Genomic DNA, 18,549 nt, shown 5'->3' with positions numbered 1-18,549 from the left:
ACGTCCGCTTACGTCAGCGGTGGTCACGGGCGGAGAGGGCGACCACATCGCCGATCACCACGACCGCCGGGGGCCGTACGCCCTCGGCCGCGACCCTCTCCCCGACGGTGGCGAGGGTCGCGTCCACCCGGCGCTGGGCCGGGGTGGTGCCCTCCTGGACCACGGCGACAGGGGTGTCGGCGGCCCGGCCGTGGGCGACGAGGGTCGCGGCGATGGCGCCGATCTTCTCCACGGCCATGAGCAGCACCAGTGTGCCGCGCAGCCGGGCCAACGCCGCCCAGTCCACCAGGGAGCTGGGGTCGTCGGGCGCGACATGGCCGCTGACCACCGTGAACTCATGCGCGACGCCCCGGTGGGTCACCGGGATCCCGGCCGCGCCCGGGACGCTGATGGAGCTGGAGATGCCGGGGACGACCGTGCACGGGATACCGGCCTCGGCGAGCGCCTCCGCCTCCTCCATACCGCGCCCGAAGACGAAGGGGTCGCCGCCCTTGAGGCGGACGACCGATTTGCCCGCCCTGGCGTGCTCGATCAGCGCGTGGTTGATCGCCTCCTGGGCCATGAAACGGCCGTACGGGATCTTCGCCGCGTCGATCACCTCGACATGCGGCGGGAGTTCATCGAGCAGATCGCGCGGGCCGAGCCGGTCGGCCACCACCACGTCCGCCTCGGCGAGGAGGCGGCGGCCGCGCACGGTGATCAGGTCCGGATCGCCCGGCCCGCCGCCCACCAGCGCCACCCGCGGGCCGCGGGTGCGGTGCCGGGGCGCGGCGAGGGTGCCGTCGCGCAGCCCCTCCACCACGGCGTCCCGGACGGCGGCGGAGCGGCGCGGGTCCTGTCCGGTGAGCACGGCGACGGTGACGCCCTCGCTCCGCCCGGTGGCCGGGGTCCAGGCGGAGGCGGCCTCGGCGTCGTCGCTGCGGACGCACCAGATGCGGCGCGCCTCGGCCTCGGCGGACGCGGTGGCGTTGGCCTCCGGGTCGTCCGTGGTGATCAGGACGTACCAGGCGCCCTCGAAGTCGCCCTCCTGGTAGCGGCGGCGCTCCCAGCGCACCTCCCCCGCCTCTGCCATGGCCTCGACGGAGGCGGTGGCGGACGGCGAGATCAGCAGGATGTCCGCACCGGCCGCTATCAGCGCGGGCAGCCGGCGCTGGGCGACCTGCCCCGCCCCGAGGACGACCACACGCCGACCGGAAAGGCGCAGTCCGACGGGGTATGCGAAGTGTTCGGACATGGCGGTGCGGCTCTCCTCGTGCGAATGCGCGGCCGCTGCGGCGCTGGAGCGGCTGATCGACTGGGGCTTGCTCTACTGGAGCTTGATCGGCTGGAGCTTGATCGGCTGGAGCTTGATCGGCTCTGAGGCGGAGCCCCCGCCGACACCCTACGCGGCGGGGGCACGCATCAGTTTTTCTCCGTGACCCCTGCGGAGTCGAACGTGGCCACCTCGTGCATCGCCCGTGCGGCGCTCTGCACCACCGGAAGGGCGAGCAGCGCACCCGTACCCTCGCCGAGCCGCAGATCCAGGTCGACCAGGGGGCGCAGACCCAGCTTGTTCAGAGCCGCCACATGGCCCGGCTCGGCGCTGCGGTGGCCCGCGATGCAGGCCGCCAGCACCTCGGGCGCGATGGCCCGTGCGACCAGCGCCGCGGCGCCCGCGCTCACCCCGTCCAGGATCACGGGGGTACGCAGCGAGGCGCCGCCCAGCAGCAGCCCGGCGATCGCGGCGTGCTCCAGGCCGCCGATCGCCGTCAGGACGCCGATGGGGTCGGCCGGATCGGGCTGGTGCAGTTCGAGACCGCGCCGTACGACATCGATCTTGCGCGCGTGCATCTCGTCGTTGATGCCGGTGCCGCGCCCGGTCACCTCGGCCGGGTCGGCGCCGGTGTAGACGGAGACCAGGGCGGCCGACACGGTGGTGTTGGCGATCCCCATCTCTCCGGTGAGCAGCGCCTTGTTCCCGGCGGCCACCAGATCGCGGGCCGTCTCGATGCCCACCTCGATGGCGCGCAGCACCTCCTCGCGGGTGAGCGCGGGGCCGACGGTGAAGTCTCCGGTGCCCGCCCGCACCTTGCGCGGCAGCAGCCCGGGGGTGCTGGGCAGATCGCCGGCCACCCCGACGTCCACGACGCACACCTCGGCGCCCACCTGGGCGGCGAAGGCGTTGCAGACCGCGCCGCCGCCCAGGAAGTTGGCCACCATCTGGCTGGTGACCTCCTGCGGCCAGGCGGTGACGCCCTGGGCGTGCACTCCGTGGTCGCCCGCGAAGATCGCGACGGCCGCGGGCTCCGGGATCGGCGGCGGGCACTGCCGGGACAGCCCGCTCAACTGGGCGGAGATGATCTCCAGCATGCCGAGCGCACCCGACGGCTTGGTCATCCGCTTCTGCCGCTCCCACGCCTCGCCGAGCGCCTTGGCGTCCAGCGGGCGGATGCCCCGCAAGGTCTCCTGGAGCAGATTGTGCGGATCGCCGCCGGGCAGGGTGCGGCGGCCGTACGTCTCCTCATGGACGACCCAGGACAGCGGGCGGCGCTTGGACCACCCGGCCTTCATCAGCTCCGGCTCCTGCGGGAACTCGTCGACGTACCCGACGCACAGATACGCCACGATCTCCAGATGGTCGGGCAGCCCGAGCTCCCGCACCATCTCGCGCTCGTCGAAGAAGCTGACCCAGCCGACACCGAGGCCCTCGGCGCGGGCGGCGAGCCACAGGTTCTCCACCGCGAGCGCGGAGGAGTACGGCGCCATCTGCGGCTGAGTGTGCCGGCCGAGGGTGTGGCGGCCGCCGCGGGTGGGGTCGGCGGTGACGACGATGTTGACCGGGGTCTCGAGGATGGCCTCGACCTTCAGTTCCTTGAACTGCTTGGCCCGGCCCTTGGGGAGGGACTTGGCGTACGCGTCCCGCTGGCGCATGGCCAGCTCATGCATGGCGCGCCGGGTCTCCGCCGAGCGGATGACGACGAAGTCCCACGGCTGGGAGTGCCCGACGCTGGGCGCGGTGTGCGCGGCTTCGAGGACGCGCAGCAGCACCTCGTGCGGGATGGGGTCGGACCGGAAGCCGTTACGGATGTCCCGGCGCTCGCGCATCACGCGGTGGACGGCGGCGCGCTCGGCCTCGTCGTACCCCTCGGCGCGAGGGCCGAGGGGGATGGGGATCGGCTCGGGCTCGAGCTCGGAGTCGGGCTCGGTGTCGACGTGGGTCTCGGCGTCGGCGTCGGAGTCGGCGTCGGGCTCCGGTGTGGATTCCTGGGCCGCTTCGGGGGTGGTGTCCGCTTCGGGCTCGGTGGCCGCTTCGGGCTCCGTCTGAGGCTCGGGCTCCGGCTCGGCGGCTTCCGGGGCTGTGGGCTCCGGTTCGGCGGTCCCGGCCTCGGGCGCGGGGGCTTCGGCCGCGCCGGCCTCGGGCTCGGGGGCTGCGGGCTCGGGGGCTGCGGGCTCGGGGGCTGCGGGCTCGGGGGCTGCGGGCTCAACGGCTTCCGGGCTAGCGGCCTCAGCGGTACCGGCCAGCGGCTCCGGGGCTTCCTGCTCGGTGGGTTCGGGCTCCGTGGCTTCGGCTCCGGCTTCGGGTGCCGTTTCGGGCGTCGTGGCCTCGGGCTCGGTGGGCTGGGCCTCCGTCCCTGCCTCGGGCTCCGCCGTGGGCTCGGTGGCTTCGGCTCCGGCCTCCGGCGCCGCTTCGGCCGCCGCTTCCGCGTCCGGTTCGGCGGGTGCCGCCTCGGCCTCGGCGGTCTCGGGTGCCTCCGGCTCAGCGGCTTCGCTCTCGGTGGCCTCGGCCTCCGGGGTGTCCGCCGCTTCGGCCTCGGGAGCCTGCTCCTCAGCCACGGCCTCGGCTGCGGGCTCCGGCTCGGCCGCCGCCTGCTCAGGCGTCTCGGCGGGCTCCTCCGGCGCCGCAGCCTCCGTCTCCGCCTCCGGTACGACCTCCGCTTCGGGCGCGGCCTCGGCCTCCGGCTCGACGGGCGCCTCCCGCTGAGGCGTCTCGGCAGCGGCCGGTTCCTCGGCGGCGGCCTCCTCGGGCTGAGGCGCCTCATCGGCCACGTCGGCCACATCGGCCACTATCGAGAGCGCCGGGTCCACGGCGGCCTGCTCCACCGTTTCGGCGGGCTGATCCGGCGGTTCCTGGGCGGGGGCCTCGGCGGCCGGAGCGTACGGCTCCTCGGCCGTGACCGGCTCATGGGCCAACTGCGCCGGGATCTCCGGTACGGCCTCCGGGGCGGGGGCGGGCCGGGCCTCGGGCTGTTCGGTGATGGGCTCGGTCTGGGCCTGGGCCGGGATGTCGAGGACCTGCTCCTCGGCCACGGCGGCTTCCGGGGCGGGCGCCATGACGGGCTCCCCGGCCTGGGCCGGGATGGTCGCGCCCATCTGGTGCGGGTCCGCGACCGCCGGGTCCCCGTACGCCTGGTCCATCGCGACCGGCTGTGCCTCCGGCGCCATCGCCTCGGGCTGGGCGAACTGCTCGGGAGCGGGATCCGCTTCGGGCCCCTCCGCGGCCTGAGGCTCCTCAGCCGTACCGACCGCCTCGGCGGGAGCGGCGGCTTGCTGCGCAGGCGGCGTGGAGTCCCAGGCGTCCCCCGGCTGCGGGGCGTCGACCATCTGCGGGAGGTCCGCGAGCTGAGGCCCGGGGAGCCGGCTCAGGTCGTCGGGCTGCGGGGTGAAGTACTGCGGCCCGGCGGCGTACTGGGGCGCGGTGGAGTAGTCGGTCGCCAGCGGCTGCTCGAGCATGACCGGGTGCTCGGGAACGACGAAGTGCTCAGGCGCGGCAAGCTGCTCAGGTGTGGCGAACTGCTGCTCGGCCTCGGCAAGCTGCTCGGGCCCGGCAAACTGCTGCTCGGGCCCGGCGAACTGCTCGGGCTCCGCGTACTGCTGCTCGGGCCCGGCGAAGTGCTCGGGCCCGGCGAACTGCTGCTCCGCCATCCCGCCCTGCTCAGGCACCGGAACGCCCTGCTGCGGCCCCGCCCCGTACTCGGGCTGGGCCCCGACCTGGTGCGGCACCTGCGGCTGCGGCTCCGGCACGGCCTGCGACTCCGGAACGGCCTGTGGCTCCGGCGCGGCCTGCGGCTCGGGCTCCGGCTGGCGTACGGGCGCGGCGTGCCGGCCCGCGGCCGGGCCCCGGTCGGCGAGTGAACGCACCACGCCGTTGGAGGTGTCGGGCACCGGCGGGCCCATATGGAGCGGTCGCCGGGCGGGGGCGGCGGGCGCCGCGTACGCGGCCTGGGCGGGGGCCGACTGCGGTACGGGCTGCTCCGCCACGGGCTGCGGCTCGGGCATCTGGGTCTCGGCGTACGCGGCGGCGCCGGGGTCGAGCACACCCGCCTCGTACGCCCCGGTCTGGTACTGGGCCTGCTGCTCGCTCCAGGCGCCCTGGGCGCCCGGCATCAGCAGCAGATCGTCCTCCTCGCCGACGTGTTCGGGCCCGTCGAGGAAGGTGTAGGCGGCGCCTGGAGGGACACCGGGATGCGGCTGTTCGATGTAACCGGCGTCGGCAGGCGGGGCATGGACATCCGCCGGGTGCGGATGTCCGAGTCGTCCGCCTGCGTTCTCCGGCAGTCCCTCTCCCGGGACCTGGCCGGTGTCGGTCATGCGTACCCCTCGCCCATCGTTAGTGCTCCTTCCAACCGCCTACCGCCGAGAGCAAGCCCCCTGAGCAAGAACGAGCATGCGCCGTGCGCGGCACGTAGACACGCCCGAGGCTTGCCTACCGCCGCCCCGCCAAGGGAGGGGCATTTTCCGGCCTTTGGCCAATAAAGCGCCGAACGCCGGGCAGCGGTACAGGCAGTACAACGATCCGCCAGCCTACCTCGCGCGGTGCCCGGGGCAGGTCACCGGGGCGAAGCTCGGGGTGAACGTCACAAGGACAAAATCACTGGTGCGGGCGGTGGCCGCAGAGCATGAAGGCGACCGCGCGCTCCCGTTCCGTCCAACCCCGCGTGTCCAGTTCGACGGACTGGAGCAGCACGCATTCGACGGCGTAGCCGCCGTCCTCCAGGGCCTGGCCGATGGCCTCCGCCTCGTCTCGGGTCGCGGCGTGGGTGACGATGCGCTCGGGGCGGCGCGCGGCGCACGCGGCGACGACGGACGCGCCCCCACCGCCGATCCGCACCACATCCGGCTCCGGCAGGTCCTCCAGCACCCCGGGGGCGACGCCCTGGACGACCTGGAGCTGTACGCCGAAGCGGCGGGCCAGGGTGTCGGTGCGCTCGCAGGCGTCCGGGTCGCGGTCGACGGTGATGACGGCGGCGCCGAACCCGGCGGTCTCGACGGCCGCGGCCCCGCTGCCCGCTCCGATGTCCCAGACCAGGTCGCCCAGGCGGGGGCCGATCCGGGCGAGTTGGAGGGCGCGCAGTTGCGGGGACTCGCTCTCGCCCAGCACGGTCCCGTACGCGGGGCCGGGCAGCGCCCAGCCGCGGACGGCGCCCGGGTAGCCGGGGTCGCGTCCGGCGATCCAGCCGCCGCTCTGTAGCGCGCCGCGGGCGGCACCGGCCGCCGGGCCGCCGCGGACGGGAGTTATGCCGGAGCCGCCGATGACGATGACGACGTTGGGGTCGCGCCAGGCGTGGTCGGCGGCCTTGTCGGAGGTCAGGACGGTGACCTGCTCGCGTTCGGTGCCCAGCGCCTCGCAGATGACGAAGGTGCGGTGCACCGGGCCGAGCAGCAGTGCGAGTTCGGCGGGGCCGGCGCCGGGCGAGGTGAGGACGGCGACCTTGGTGTGGGCGCGGCAGACGTTGACCGCGCGGCGCAGATCGCGGCTGTGGGCGACGACGACCTGGGCGTCGTCCCAGGGCATTCCGGCCCGGGCGAAGGCGGCGGCGACGGAGGAGACGGCGGGGACGACCTCGACCTCGAGTCCGTGCTCGGGGGCGCGCAGGGCGCGGACGACGCCGAAGAAGCCGGGGTCGCCGTCGGCCAGGACCACGGCGGAGCCGCGGTGCTGGGCGATCCGGCGGGCCGCGAGGTCCACGCTGCCGAGCCGGATCCGTTCGGCGCCGGGCGGGACTTCGGGCAGCGCCAGGTGGTGGGCGGCGCCGGCCACGAGGGTGGCCGCCGCGAGGGCGGAGCGGGCCGCGTCCGTCAGCGGGGTGCCGTCCCAACCGATCACCGTGACGCGGTCGGCCATCGTCCTTGTTCTCCCCTGTGTGCGGCGGTTCGGGTCTGTCGGTGCGTCGCGGTGGGCCGCGTACGTCGCGTGGTGTGCCTGTGAGGTTCACGGGCGGGTCGCGGCCGGTGTGCCGCGGATGCGCGGGGCGCGGTCCCGGATGCGGCCGAGGCGCGGGTGCTCGGCGCGGTCGAAGAGTACCCCGGCTGGTCCGGACCGCCGGAGCGGGGGCGGGCGCGGAGGTGGTGCGCCGGGGGCGCGGGCGGCGCGAATGCGCCGGATCTCCGCCCCGGCCGGGGCGTGGTCGGGGCGTCAGCCCCAGTCGGAGTAGGTGGGATAGACGCCGAAGCCCTCGGGCTCGGAGTTCTGGCCGGGGACGCCGTCGAGGTCCTCGGCGAGCAGACTCCAGACGATGAGGTCGGTGCGCATATCGGTCCAGCCGCCGTCCTCCGTCTGGGTGCGGGCTATCCAGGCGTTGCGCAACACACCCTCGCTGATGCAGCCGACCTTCTGGGCGACCTGCTGGGCGGCGGTGTTGCCGGCGGCGGTGCGCAGCTCCAGGCGCTCGAACTTCTGGTCCTGGAACAGCCAGCGGGCCACCGCCAGCACCGCCTCCGAGGCATAGCCCTCACCGCGCGCCCAGGGGGCGACGATATAGCTGGCCTCGGTGGCCAGCAATCTCCAGTCGGTATGGGTCAGATGCACGATGCCGACCAGCCGCTGGGTGAGGAATTCGGCGACCGCGAAGACGATTCCCCGGCCCGTGGTCCGTTCCGCAGGGGCGAGCCGCAGCGCCTGGTCGCGGGCGTCGGCGGGGCTGTACGGATGGGGCGCCCGGGTCCAGGCGATGATGCTTTCGTCGTTCATCATGTCCGCGAGCGCGGGTATGTCCGCTTCCTCGAACGGGCGCAGCACCAGCCGTTCCGTACTGATGGAGATGTCCGGGAAGGTGGATGTCATGCGCCGCTCCGTAACCGGGGGTCGTTTCAGGGCCGTAGAGAGGCCCAGCATGCAGCATCACGCAGGGAGAATGCAGCACGGGGGGTGAATCGCAAGGCCCCGCATCCGGTTGTGGTCCGGATGCGGAGCCCTGGGGATCCGCCGGTGGGCGGGAAGGTTGGCGCGATCGTTGCGGTGGTGTCGCGGTGCGCCGCGGCTCAGAAGGACGCGAGCACGGAGCCCTGGTACTGGTCCTTGATGTACTTCTTCACCTCGGGGGAGGTGAGGAGCTTGGCCAGCTTCTTGACCCGCGGGTCGTCCTCGTTGCCCTTCTTCACGGCCAGGAAGTTGGCGTACGGGTTGTTCTTGGGCGATTCGAGGAGGATGGCGTCCTTGGCGGGCTTGAGGTGCGCCTCGATGGCGTAGTTGCCGTTGACGACCGCGGCGTCCACGTCGTCGAGCGACCGCGGCAACTGGGCGGCCTCCAGTTCCTTGAACTTCAGGCCCTTGGGGTTGGTGACGATGTCCTTGGGGGTGGCCTCGTTGCCCACACCGCTCTTGAGCTTGATGACCCCGTTCGCGTCCAGCAGCTTCAGCGCGCGGGCCTCGTTGACCGTGTCGCTCGGGACGGCCACGGTGGCGCCCTTCCCCAGCTCATCGGCCTTCTTGACCTTGTGCGAGTAGAGGCCGAGCGGCTCGAGGTGCACGGTGACGACGGGCACGATGTCGGTGCCCTTCTTCTTGTTGAAGTCGTCCAGGAACGGCTGGTTCTGGAAGTAGTTGGCGCCGACCGAGCCGTCCTGGGTGGAGAGGTTCGGCGTGTTGTAGTCGGTGAACTCCCGGACCTCCAGCTTGAGGCCCGCCTTGTCGGCCAGGTGGTCCTTGACGTAGTTGAGTATCTCCGCGTGCGGGACCGGGCTCGCGGCGACGACCAGCGCGCCGTTCTTGTCGTCGGAGGACGAGGGGCTGCAAGCGGCGACGCCGAGGGCGAGCGCACCGGCGGCGAGGACAGTGGTGACGGTCTTGGTGGCGTTACGCACGAAAAGTGCCTTTCTTCGAGGGCGCACGAATCCGCCGCGGGTGCGGAAGCGGAATGACGGCCGGGTGGTACGGGGGGGGTACGGAGGTGGGTGGGGGGTGGGGGCTCAGGGGACCTTGGTCGGCTCCACGGACTCGATCTCGGCGGGCGCGGTCCGCGGCTCCGGGGCCGCGGCGGGCTTCCCGGCCCGGGACGCGCCGCCGCGCAGCAGCACCAGCCGCGGGGCGACCGAGGAGCGGCCGCGGTGCGACAGGCCGCGGGCGGCGATGTCGCCCGCGAACTGGATGACGGAGATGACCACCGCGAGGATGGCGACGGTGATCCACATCAACTTGGTCTCGAACCGCAGATAGCCGTAGCGGACCGCCAGGTCACCGAGGCCACCGGCGCCGACCGTGCCGGCCATCGCCGAGTAGCCGATGAGTGCGACGATCGTGGTGGTCGCGCTGGAGATCAGCGCGGGCAGCGACTCGGGCAGCAGCACCTTGCGGACGACGGTCCAGGTGGAGCCGCCCATCGACTGCACGGCCTCGACCAGCCCGCCGTCCACCTCGCGCACCGAGGTCTCCACGAGCCGGGCGTAGAAGGGGATGGCGCCGATGGCCAGGGGCACGATCGCGGCCTCGGGGCCGATGGTGGTGCCCACGATCGCCCGGGTGAAGGAGATCAGGGCGACCATCAGGATGATGAACGGCATCGAGCGGGCGACGTTGACGATCTGCCCGACGACCTTGTTCACCACGACGTTCTGAAGCACTCCGCCGCGGTCGGTGAGGACCAGCAGCACACCGAGCGGCAGTCCGCCGACGACGGCGATCACCGCCGACCAGCCGACCATGTAGAGGGTGTCCCAACATGCCTGCTCCAGCAGGGGCTCCATCTCGGACCAGGTCACTTGGCGCCCTCCTTGAGCAGCGGGGTCGGGTTCGCGCGCGGGCCGTCGGCGATGGCCGCGACATCGACCTGGAGTCCCTGCTCCCGCAGGAAGCCGATCGGGACGACGTTCTCCTCGAACCGGCCGGGCAGTTCGATCCGCATCCGGCCGACCTGGTGGCCGCCGACGGTGTCCATCGCGGCGCCCAGGATCGAGATGTCGATGTTGTAGGTACGGGAGAGCTGGGAGATGACCGGCTTGGTGGCCGCCTCGCCCTGGAAGGTGACGTCCACGACCGTGCGGTCCTCGCCCGAGGGCACCCCGCCGACCGGGAAGAGCTCCTGGGCCAGCTCGGAGCCGGGCGTCGCCAGCAACTCGCTGACCTGGCCGGACTCCACGATCCGGCCGTCGCGCATCAGCGCGGCCGAGTCGCAGATCGTCTTGACGACGTCCATCTCGTGGGTGATGAGCAGCACGGTCAGGCCGAGCTGCTCATTGAGGTCGCGCAGCAACTGGAGGATCGAGCGGGTGGTCTCGGGGTCGAGCGCGGAGGTCGCCTCGTCCGAGAGCAGCACCTTGGGGTCGCCGGCCAGCGCCCGGGCGATGCCGACGCGCTGCTTCTGGCCGCCGGAGAGCTGCGCGGGGTACGCCTTGGCCTTGTCACTGAGGCCCACCAGCTCCAGCAGTTCCAGGGCCTTGCGGGTGCGCTCCTTGCCGGAGACGCCGAGGATCTCCAGGGGCAGCTCGACGTTGTCCCGCACGGTGCGCGAGGAGAGCAGGTTGAAGTGCTGGAACACCATGCCGATACGGCTGCGGGCCTGGCGCAGCGCGGAGCCGGCGCTCTGGCGGCGCCCGGCGAGTGCGGTCAGGTCCTGGCCGGCCACGGTGACCGTGCCGGAGGTGGGGCGCTCCAGGAGGTTGACGCAGCGGATGAGGGTGGATTTCCCGGCGCCGCTCTGGCCGACGACGCCGTACACCTCACCCTCGCGGACATGCAGATCGACACCGTCGAGGGCGGTGACCTCGCGGCCTCGTGAGCGGTAGACCTTGGTCAGGTCCGTGGTGGTGATCACAGGGTTTCCGTCACTGTTGAGTGCACGGCGGTTGGTGCCGCCGGGCACGGCTCGTTCATTTCGGAACGCGGCAGGGCGGACCCGAGGAGATGCGCGATGTGTGGGCGCGTTTCGGGTTCCGGTGACGCGGGGCGGCGCGGCCCGGCGCGCTGGGCGCACGGGTCCGGCTCAGCCGGTCTCGCTTCGGGGCGCGAGGCTCGGGCAGGGGCCCTCAGCAGTCACACATTCGACACCGACAACGAGCACCGGGCGTGGGGTTCGCCTCGGTCGCAGGGATGCGGCAGCTCGTCGTGGTCATGGCTGTAAGTAAAGCAGACACGGGTACGGACCCATCAGGGGTGTCCGTATAGCGGACATGCTTGATCAGTCCGTGGACAGGGAACGGGGGCGCCGGACCCGGTTCAGACCCGGCAGGTGATCTCCACGCCCCCGTCGAGAAGCCGTGCGGACACGGCCGACAGGTCCTCGACCACGATGTCGGCGACCAGCTCCTCGCGGGCGGTCGTTGTGGTCAACGCCACGGTCCGCATCCCGGCCGCACGGCCCGCCGCGAGCCCGGCCGGGGCGTCCTCGAAGACCACACAGCGTGCCGGGTCGACTCCCAGCCGCTCGGCCGCCAGCAGGAACGGCTCGGGGTCGGGCTTGCCGCGGGTGATGTCGTCGGAGGTGATCAGCGTTCCGGGGCGTATCGCCACCTCGGCCAGGCGGGCCTCGGCCAGCGGGCGGTTGGCGGAGGTCACCACGGCCCAGCGCGCGGCGGGCAGCCCGGCCAGCAGCTCGGCGGTGCCGGGGAGCAGCTTCACCCCGCCCGGCACGTCCGCCAGCTCCAGCTCGTCGATGCGCGCCCGGGCCCGCGGGGCACGGTCGGCGGGGAGCAGATCGGCGATGATGTCGTCGGCCGGGCGGCCATGCAGCTCGACCCGGGCGAAGTCCTCCGCCTCAATCCCCTGCTCATCGGCCCAGCGGGTCCAGCAGCGATGCACCGAGTCCAGGGAGGAGACGAGGGTCCCGTCGTTGTCGAACAACAGCGCGTCAGCGGAGATCTTCATGAGCCGCAGCGTACGTGGGGCTCGCGGACGCCCTCGGGCGCGGGGCCGAGCGCGGCGCGGCCGGGCGGGCCGATTACCCTCGTCCCATGCTTGTCACTCCCTGTGTGCGCCGCCGTCGGGTGCGCCGCCGCACCGCGCGGAGGTCCCGTTGATCGACGCGCTGACGGTCGCGCTCGGTGTGACCGCGCTCCTTCTCGCCGCGTGGTGCGGCTTCGCCGCCTACCGGGACCAGCCGACCAAGGACTGGCACTTCATCGGCATGGCCGTGGTGGCACTGCTGGCGATCGTGCAGTTGGGCATAGGAGTGGTGCGGCTGGCGGGCGGCGCCGATCCGCAGCAGGGGGTGGCCATCTTCGTGGCCTATCTCATCGGCTCGGCGCTCGCGGTGCCGGTCGCGGCGTTCATGTCGCTCACGGAACGGACCCGCTGGGGGTCGGCGACGGTCTCCGCGGCGGCCGTGGTGCTGGCCGTGCTCGAGGTGCGGCTGTACGACATCTGGGGAGGCGCCGGTGGCTGAATCACCAAAGGTGGGGACGACGGCCGGGAAGACGGAAGCGGAAGCGGACGCGCGCACCGGGCTGGGGCAGGGCCCCGGGCGGCTGCTGGTGCTGCTCTACGGCGTCTTCACCGTGGCCGCCGCGTCCCGCTCGATCTACCAGCTCATCGCCCAGTACCAGGAGGCCCCGCTCGCCTACATCCTCTCGGCGGTCTCCGCCGTGGTGTACGCGTTCATCACGGTCTCGCTGGTGCGCGGCGGCGAGGGCGCGCGCAGGGCGGCGATGGTCTGCTGTGCGGCGGAGCTGGTGGGGGTGCTGACCGTGGGCACCTGGACCCTTGCCGACCCCTCGGCCTTCCCCGACCAGACGGTGTGGTCCGACTACGGGATGGGCTATCTGTTCATCCCGATCTTCCTGCCGGTCACGGGCCTGCTGTGGCTGAGGAAGGCCCGCCGGGGCTGAACCCCGGCGGGCCTTGACCCACGCGTCCGAGTATCAGGCGCTGGCCGCGTACGCGGTGGCCGTGGCGTCCTTCTCCATGGTCACCAGGCTCAGCCGGCGGTTGACCTCCTCGGTGCCCACCTGGGCGTAGCCGTAGCGGCGGTACAGCCGCAGATTGCCCTCGCTGCGGTGGCCGGTGAACAGCCGGTAGCGCTTGGCGGCCCGGTCCTCGGTCAGCCGCCCTTCGATGGCCGCGAGCAGCCGTCCGCCCAGGCCGTGCCGCTGCATCCGCGGGTGGACGATCAGCTTGCCGATGGCGGCGGTCCCCTTTTCGTCGACGACTCCGCGGACCGAGCCGACGACCTCCGCGCCGAGCCGGGCGACGAGCACGCAGCCCCCGCTCAGTTCGGCGCGCAGGTCGTCGAGCGACTGCGTCAGCGGTTCGATCGAGTAGTCGCCGTAGAGCTCCGCCTCGCCCTGGTAGCACAGATATTGCAGCTTCAGGATCTGCTCGGCGTCGTCCGCGGTCGCCGCGGAGATGGTCACGCTCATGCCCATGTGCGCATGCCTCCCCTATTCTCGGTCCCCCGGCCGCGGTGAGGGTAGGTGTGCGACCGAGGGTTCATGGCCTGGGTGGAGGCGCCGCATGGTGGGCGTCCGCCTCCGAGGCGCCGGTTGTCTATCGCTCCTTTCCCCATGGTTCAGGAGCCGCAACCTCCGCCATGAGCATTCTGCGCAGGCAAGCCAGACATCGGGAACGTACCGGGCCCAGACTGCCCTGTGACATTCCCAACTGGTGCGCGATCTCGCGGTACGTGAGGTCGGAGCGGGAGAGCATCGCCGCGAGCAGCGCGGGGCAGCGGCCGGGCAGCCGCCGCACCGCCGCACGCAGCGTCCGGCGGGTCTCCGCGGTCAGCACGGCGTGTTCGGCGGGGTGGGGCTCGGGGCCGCTGAGCGGGCCGCCGGCCATCGGGTCGTACGGCACCTCGCGGCGCGCCCGGCGCCTGGCCCCGCGCACCTCGGCCCGTACGGCGCAGCGCAGCCAGCGGGCGGGGTGGGGCGGCGGTCCGGTGTCCCGGGTGCGTTCCAGCAGCCGTAGCCAGACGGCCTGTTCGAGTTCGGCGGGCTCGACGCCGACGCCATATGCCTCGGCCGCCGCTTCGGCGGCCAGCAGCGGGCCCAGTCGTTTCACAAGGTCCATGCCGGGCGGGACGAGGCCGGGTCGTGGGGTGGTTGCCGGGTGACCGTGGTCTCACCCGACCGGGGAAGCGGCGGGGCCGCGCCTTGACGCTCGCGCGGCCCCGCCGTCACCCACCCGTATGTGCGGAACTACTTGCGGAAGTCCGCCGCCGCGAGGAGGGCGGTGTCCGCGTTGTCGGAGAAGATGCCGTCAATTCCGGTCGCGAAGTATGCCTTGAACGCACCGAAAGCGTCACCGTAGGCATTGGGGTCGGTGCCGCGGCGGAAGTCGGCCGGGAGGAAGGTGTTCTCGTTGCGCATGGTGTACGGGTGCAGGATCAGCCCCGCCGCATGCGCGTCCTTCACCACGCTGGTCGGCGTGCCCAGCTTGCCGTCCGGCGTCCTGGGGATGATGACCGACAGATCGGGGCCGATCCCCTGGGCGTAGCTCGCGATCCACTTGAGCCCCTCGGGCTTGACCAGGTCCGCGACCGTACGCGGGTCGTTCGCCTCGACGAAGTCCCAGGGCCGGCTGTCCATCGTGGACAGCAGTACGACGGACGGGGTGCCGACCAGCTTGCGCAGCCGCTGGATGCTGCTCGGCTCGAAGGACTGGAGGAACAGCGCCGCGTCCTTCTTGTGGCGGCCGTACCGGCGCAGCAGCTTGGCCAGCGGCTCCTCCAGGCCGAGGCCCAGCTTGCGGAAGTAGGTGGGGTGCTTGGTCTCCACGTACAGCCACACCCGGCGGCCGCGCTTGCGGCCCTCGCGCTCGGCCCACTGGAGCACCTCTTCGAAGGTGGGCACCTCCCAGCGGCCGTCGTAGAGGGTGTTGCGCTGGCGGTTGCCCGGGATGCGCTCCTTGGCGCGCAGCGTCTTCAGCTCGGCGAGGGTGAAGTCCTCGGTGAACCAGCCGGTGAGCTTGGTGCCGTCGACCGTCTTGGTGGTCTTGCGGTCGGCGAACTCCGGGTGCGCGGAGACATCCGTGGTGGCCGTGATGTCGTTCTCGTGGCGGCAGACCAGATGGCCGTCCTTGGTGGGGACCAGGTCCTGCTCGACGATGTCCGCGCCCATGTCCAGCGCGAGCTGGTAGGAGCCGAGGGTGTGCTCGGGCCGGTAGCCGCTGGCGCCGCGGTGGCCGATCACGGTGGGAACCGGCAGCTCATGGCCCCGTCCGGACGTCCCCGCGGCGACCGCCGCGCCCGGCGCCGACCGCGTGCCCGCGGCCGTCGCCGTGCCCGCGCCGCTCAGCGCCACCGCTCCCGCGCCGAGGGCCGCGGCCCCCAGCAGGGCGCGCCGTCCGGGCTGTTGCTCCCGCTCCATCTGCACTCCTTGATGTGGTGTTCAACACCTGTCAAATCCAGTCAGAAGATGGGCTGATGGTAGGCGTGGGCAGCTTTCCTACGGGAGACATCGGACGAAACGTGGAGGGAACGCGGGTCAACACTGCGTACCAGGTGGGTGAACCTGGTGTGCGCCGGGGCGCAACCGGCGAGTATCGTCCTCATCGGCGCTCCGGTGCGGTACGAGGTTGACGGACCGTACGACGGTGCGCCCCAGACCTTGACCCCGACCGGAGGGCCCGTGTCCCGATTCGCGTTTCTGAAGGCAGTACTCGGTCCGCTGATGCGCCTGATGTTCCGCCCACGGGTCGAGGGGGCCGAGGGCATTCCGGGCTCGGGCCCGGTGATCCTCGCCGGAAACCATCTCACCTTCATCGACTCGATGATCCTGCCGCTGGTCTGTGACCGTCAGGTCTTCTTCATCGGCAAGGACGAGTACGTCACGGGCAAGGGCCTCAAGGGCCGGCTGATGGCCTGGTTCTTCACCGGCGTCGGCATGATCCCGGTGGACCGGGACGGCGGACGCGGCGGCGTCGCGGCGCTGATGACGGGGCGCCGGGTACTGGAGGAGGGCCGGGTCTTCGGCATCTACCCCGAGGGCACCCGCTCCCCCGACGGCCGCCTCTACCGCGGCCGTACCGGTATCGCCCGCCTCGCGCTGATGACCGGCGCGCCCGTGGTGCCGTTCGCGATGATCGGGACCGACCGGATCCAGCCGGGCGGCAAGGGGCTGCCGCGGCCGGGCCGGGTGCGGGTCCGCTTCGGCGAGCCGCTGGAGTTCACCCGCTACGAGGGCATGGACCGCGACCGCTATGTGCTGCGGGCGGTGACCGACGAGGTGATGAGCCACGTGATGCGGCTCTCGGGTCAGGAGTACGTGGACATCTACGCCACGAAGGCGAAGGCGGCGGCCTGACGTTTCGGGCGAAACCCGCGGCGGTCCGGTGTCCGGGCCGCCGCGGTGGTGGTGCGTCGGGGGTGGTGAGTCGGGGGCGCCGCGGTTCCGCGGCCGGGCGGCGGCGGTACCGTCTCCGGTCGGCGTCGACCGTCGGCAGCGGGGCGGAAGAGGGGCGGAAGATCTGATTCCGCTACCCGCTGGTCACCACTGGGCCCGGGCACTATGGTGCCGCGGGTGACCACGATGACCGTGCCCTCCCCCGACTTCGTGACGTTGCGCGGTCGGCGATTCGCCCTGACCGATTTCGGCGGACCGGGCGACCCGGTGCTGGCCCTGCACGGCCACTTCGGCCGGGGCAGGATGTACGCGCCGCTGGCCGCCGCCCTCGCCCCCGAGCGGCGGGTGATCGCCCTCGATCAGCGGGGGCACGGGCTGACCGGCGGCGGTGGCCCGTTCACGCTGGACGAGTATGTGGCCGATGCCGCCGCGCTGCTGCGGGAGCTGCGTCTGGGCCCGGTCCCGGTCGTCGCCCACTCCACCGGCGCGGTCGGCGCGTACGCCCTGGCCGCCCGCCATCCGGACCTGGTGAGCGCGCTCGTCGTGGAGGACATCGGCGCGGTGACGGACCGTCCGGTGGTCAGCCATCCGGTGCTCGACGTCTCGGGGTGGCCGACCTGGGCCGTGGACCGGGAGAAACTGCGCGCCGACATCGAGTCCCGGGGCATTCCGGACGCCTCGTACTTCCTCGACAGCGCCGAGCGGGACCCCCAAACGGGCGGCTGGCGGCTGCTGTTCGAGCCCAGTCATATGATGGCGTCCCAGCAGGCCATGTGCGGTGACTTCTGGGACGACTGGCTGGGCTCCTCCTGCCCCGCGCTGCTGATGCGCGGCGAGCACAGCTCGCTGCTGCCGCCGGGCCACGCCCATGAGATGGCCGCCCGCCGCCCCAACACGAAGCTCCGCGAATTCGCCGGGTGCGGTCACTGGATCCACGACGACGCGCCCCGGCCGTACGCCCGCGCGGTCCGCTCGTTCCTGAGCGCGGTGTAGCCGCGTCCCTCCCCCGTCCCCCGCACGCCCTTCGGGCGTGGCCGCAATCGCCGGCCGGGCTGGAAGCAGCCGACGGCCCCGCCAGGGGTCAGGACCAGGGCAGTTCGGAGCGGTGGTGCCAGTAGGTCTCCGGGGTTTCGGCCAGCCGCTCCAGCTCGGTGAGCCGGCGCTCGTCCAGGCGGAGGTCGGCGGCGGCCAGATTCGAGCTCAGTTGGGCCGTGGTGGCGGCGCCGGAGAGGACGACGGTCACCCAGGGGCGGTGGAGGACCGCCGCCAGCGCGACGGCGTCCGGAGTCGCGCCCGTCTCCTCGGCCACCTGGCGCAGGGCCGCCGGAAGCCTCTCGGCCGCCTCGGTGAGGCGGCCGTTGGCCACGGCTTCCTTGACGATGACCGCCCGGCCCGCCGCATGGGCCTCGGCCAGTGCCGCCCCGGCCGAGGGCTCCAGCAGGTTGTAGGTGGACTGGACGGTACGGAAGAGCGGGCGCCGGTCGACCTCCACGGCCAGCGCCGCGCGGATCGCCTCGGCCTGGCGCGGACCGCTGGTGGACACGCCGACCGTCACCCCCTCGGCGGCCAGCTCCGCCAGCCGCGCGTGCAGCTCGCGGTCGGTGAGGGCGGGGCTTTCGGGGGTCACCGAGTGGATCTGGTAGAGGTCCAGCCGGTCGCCGAGCAGCGCGTCGGTCAGCCCGCGCTGCCGCTCGAAGGTCTGGACGCCATGGTCCTTGACCTCGTGCGTCTCGGCGTCCGTACGCCAGTCGGCGACATACGTATAGCCCCATTTGGAGCCGACCACCACGTTCCGCGCGGCGTCCGGGCGGTCGCGCAGCCAGCTTGCGAGGAACTCCTCGGCCCGGCCGTAGGAGCGCGCCGCGTCCAGATAGCGCACCCCTGCGGCGTACGCGGCGTCCAGCAGCTCATGGCTGCGCTGCCGCATCACCTCGACCGGGCGCTCGGCCGGGAGGTCCCGGTCCCGGCCGAGGTTGATATAGGCGGGGCGGCCGACCGCGGCCAGGCCGAGCCCGATCCGGGCCGCCCCCGCCCCGGGGGTCGCGATCTTCGCGAGTCGTTCGAAACCCATGGCTTGGTCCC

The 18,549-nt window shown here is 72.7% G+C and carries 17 protein-coding genes; 5 read left to right on the top strand and 12 right to left on the bottom strand.

Annotated elements, in window-relative coordinates; translation table 11 throughout:
- Positions 1-13 precede the first annotated feature (13 nt).
- Positions 14-1,234: a uroporphyrinogen-III C-methyltransferase gene (gene cobA / locus ACK1X7_RS38860; RefSeq protein ID WP_385150854.1), complete on the bottom strand. Its 1,221-nt coding sequence runs from the start codon at positions 1,232-1,234 to the stop codon at positions 14-16.
- On the opposite strand from cobA, the gene ACK1X7_RS38855 reads away from it, so the two are divergent.
- On the top strand, positions 1,233-1,418 hold the full coding sequence (locus tag ACK1X7_RS38855) for a hypothetical protein (RefSeq protein ID WP_413116376.1): 186 nt from the start codon (positions 1,233-1,235) through the stop codon (positions 1,416-1,418). The genes cobA and ACK1X7_RS38855 overlap by 2 nt on opposite strands.
- Here ACK1X7_RS38855 and cobT read toward each other — a convergent pair.
- From cobT to ACK1X7_RS38820, 7 genes are all read right to left on the bottom strand, one after another.
- Positions 1,402-5,568 (bottom strand): nicotinate-nucleotide--dimethylbenzimidazole phosphoribosyltransferase, encoded by a 4,167-nt coding sequence (gene cobT, locus ACK1X7_RS38850; protein WP_413116375.1) that lies wholly within the window; start codon positions 5,566-5,568, stop codon positions 1,402-1,404. The genes ACK1X7_RS38855 and cobT overlap by 17 nt on opposite strands.
- Before the next feature lie 280 nt (positions 5,569-5,848).
- Complete coding sequence (gene cbiE / locus ACK1X7_RS38845; protein ID WP_390795337.1) at positions 5,849-7,102, bottom strand: precorrin-6y C5,15-methyltransferase (decarboxylating) subunit CbiE; 1,254 nt, start codon at positions 7,100-7,102, stop codon at positions 5,849-5,851.
- A gap of 291 nt (positions 7,103-7,393) precedes the next feature.
- Positions 7,394-8,041, bottom strand: a complete 648-nt coding sequence (locus ACK1X7_RS38840; RefSeq protein ID WP_398159701.1) for a GNAT family N-acetyltransferase — start codon at positions 8,039-8,041, stop codon at positions 7,394-7,396.
- A 197-nt stretch (positions 8,042-8,238) separates the two neighbouring features.
- A complete protein-coding gene (locus ACK1X7_RS38835; protein ID WP_413116374.1) occupies positions 8,239-9,060 on the bottom strand; it encodes a MetQ/NlpA family ABC transporter substrate-binding protein in 822 nt (273 codons plus the stop codon).
- Between the two features lie 105 nt (positions 9,061-9,165).
- Positions 9,166-9,954 (bottom strand): methionine ABC transporter permease, encoded by a 789-nt coding sequence (locus ACK1X7_RS38830; RefSeq protein WP_390795336.1) that lies wholly within the window; start codon positions 9,952-9,954, stop codon positions 9,166-9,168.
- A complete protein-coding gene (locus ACK1X7_RS38825) occupies positions 9,951-11,006 on the bottom strand; it encodes a methionine ABC transporter ATP-binding protein (RefSeq protein ID WP_361498049.1) in 1,056 nt (351 codons plus the stop codon). Before ACK1X7_RS38825 ends, ACK1X7_RS38830 begins: the two co-directional genes overlap by 4 nt.
- Before the next feature lie 401 nt (positions 11,007-11,407).
- A complete protein-coding gene (locus tag ACK1X7_RS38820) occupies positions 11,408-12,055 on the bottom strand; it encodes an HAD-IA family hydrolase (protein WP_361498051.1) in 648 nt (215 codons plus the stop codon).
- Between the two features lie 148 nt (positions 12,056-12,203).
- On the opposite strand from ACK1X7_RS38820, the gene ACK1X7_RS38815 reads away from it, so the two are divergent.
- Both ACK1X7_RS38815 and ACK1X7_RS38810 read left to right on the top strand, forming a co-directional pair.
- Positions 12,204-12,572 carry a hypothetical protein gene (locus tag ACK1X7_RS38815; RefSeq protein WP_413116373.1) on the top strand — a complete coding sequence of 123 codons (369 nt, stop codon included), beginning with the start codon at positions 12,204-12,206 and terminating at the stop codon, positions 12,570-12,572.
- Positions 12,565-13,014: a hypothetical protein gene (locus ACK1X7_RS38810; RefSeq protein ID WP_385157994.1), complete on the top strand. Its 450-nt coding sequence runs from the start codon at positions 12,565-12,567 to the stop codon at positions 13,012-13,014. The genes ACK1X7_RS38815 and ACK1X7_RS38810 overlap by 8 nt, the downstream gene beginning before the upstream one ends.
- 33 nt (positions 13,015-13,047) lie before the next feature.
- On the opposite strand, the gene ACK1X7_RS38805 is transcribed toward ACK1X7_RS38810, so the two are convergent.
- The 3 genes from ACK1X7_RS38805 to ACK1X7_RS38795 form a co-directional block, all read right to left on the bottom strand.
- Entirely contained in the window at positions 13,048-13,551 is a 504-nt protein-coding gene (locus ACK1X7_RS38805) for a GNAT family N-acetyltransferase (RefSeq protein ID WP_390795335.1), read from the bottom strand.
- Between the two features lie 121 nt (positions 13,552-13,672).
- The gene (locus tag ACK1X7_RS38800) at positions 13,673-14,194 is read right to left on the bottom strand and encodes a sigma-70 family RNA polymerase sigma factor (RefSeq protein ID WP_078639927.1); all 522 of its coding nucleotides are present in this window, start codon (positions 14,192-14,194) and stop codon (positions 13,673-13,675) included.
- 128 nt (positions 14,195-14,322) lie between these two features.
- The gene (locus tag ACK1X7_RS38795; RefSeq protein WP_385153800.1) at positions 14,323-15,492 is read right to left on the bottom strand and encodes a glycerophosphodiester phosphodiesterase; all 1,170 of its coding nucleotides are present in this window, start codon (positions 15,490-15,492) and stop codon (positions 14,323-14,325) included.
- Between the two features lie 240 nt (positions 15,493-15,732).
- Here ACK1X7_RS38795 and ACK1X7_RS38790 point away from each other — a divergent pair, with 240 nt between their 5' ends.
- Together ACK1X7_RS38790 and ACK1X7_RS38785 are read left to right on the top strand one after the other, a co-directional pair.
- Positions 15,733-16,428 (top strand): lysophospholipid acyltransferase family protein, encoded by a 696-nt coding sequence (locus tag ACK1X7_RS38790; RefSeq protein WP_237298669.1) that lies wholly within the window; start codon positions 15,733-15,735, stop codon positions 16,426-16,428.
- A 225-nt stretch (positions 16,429-16,653) separates the two neighbouring features.
- Positions 16,654-17,460, top strand: coding sequence for an alpha/beta fold hydrolase (locus ACK1X7_RS38785; RefSeq protein WP_385153806.1), 807 nt, complete (start codon positions 16,654-16,656; stop codon positions 17,458-17,460).
- An 88-nt stretch (positions 17,461-17,548) separates the two neighbouring features.
- Here the strand turns inward: ACK1X7_RS38785 and ACK1X7_RS38780 are convergent, their stop codons facing one another.
- Positions 17,549-18,538: an aldo/keto reductase gene (locus ACK1X7_RS38780; RefSeq protein ID WP_385153797.1), complete on the bottom strand. Its 990-nt coding sequence runs from the start codon at positions 18,536-18,538 to the stop codon at positions 17,549-17,551.
- Between the last annotated feature and the right edge of the window lie 11 nt (positions 18,539-18,549).

It is taken from the genome of Streptomyces sp. CY-1 (assembly GCF_047218265.1).
Taxonomy (GTDB): Bacteria; Actinomycetota; Actinomycetes; order Streptomycetales; family Streptomycetaceae; genus Streptomyces; species Streptomyces niphimycinicus.
The sequence above is the reverse complement of the archived record's forward strand: the minus strand, read 5'-3'. Positions and strand labels throughout refer to the sequence as shown.

Coding starts and splice junctions, on each gene's coding strand:
- ACK1X7_RS38855 (WP_413116376.1), top strand. CDS start 1,233: ATGGCGGTGCGGCTCTCCTCGTGCGAATGCGCGGCCGCTGCGGCGCTG.
- cobA (WP_385150854.1), bottom strand. CDS start 1,234: ATGTCCGAACACTTCGCATACCCCGTCGGACTGCGCCTTTCCGGTCGG.
- cobT (WP_413116375.1), bottom strand. CDS start 5,568: ATGACCGACACCGGCCAGGTCCCGGGAGAGGGACTGCCGGAGAACGCA.
- cbiE (WP_390795337.1), bottom strand. CDS start 7,102: ATGGCCGACCGCGTCACGGTGATCGGTTGGGACGGCACCCCGCTGACG.
- ACK1X7_RS38840 (WP_398159701.1), bottom strand. CDS start 8,041: ATGACATCCACCTTCCCGGACATCTCCATCAGTACGGAACGGCTGGTG.
- ACK1X7_RS38820 (WP_361498051.1), bottom strand. CDS start 12,055: ATGAAGATCTCCGCTGACGCGCTGTTGTTCGACAACGACGGGACCCTC.
- ACK1X7_RS38805 (WP_390795335.1), bottom strand. CDS start 13,551: ATGGGCATGAGCGTGACCATCTCCGCGGCGACCGCGGACGACGCCGAG.
- ACK1X7_RS38800 (WP_078639927.1), bottom strand. CDS start 14,194: ATGGACCTTGTGAAACGACTGGGCCCGCTGCTGGCCGCCGAAGCGGCG.
- ACK1X7_RS38795 (WP_385153800.1), bottom strand. CDS start 15,492: ATGGAGCGGGAGCAACAGCCCGGACGGCGCGCCCTGCTGGGGGCCGCG.
- ACK1X7_RS38785 (WP_385153806.1), top strand. CDS start 16,654: ATGACCGTGCCCTCCCCCGACTTCGTGACGTTGCGCGGTCGGCGATTC.
- ACK1X7_RS38780 (WP_385153797.1), bottom strand. CDS start 18,538: ATGGGTTTCGAACGACTCGCGAAGATCGCGACCCCCGGGGCGGGGGCG.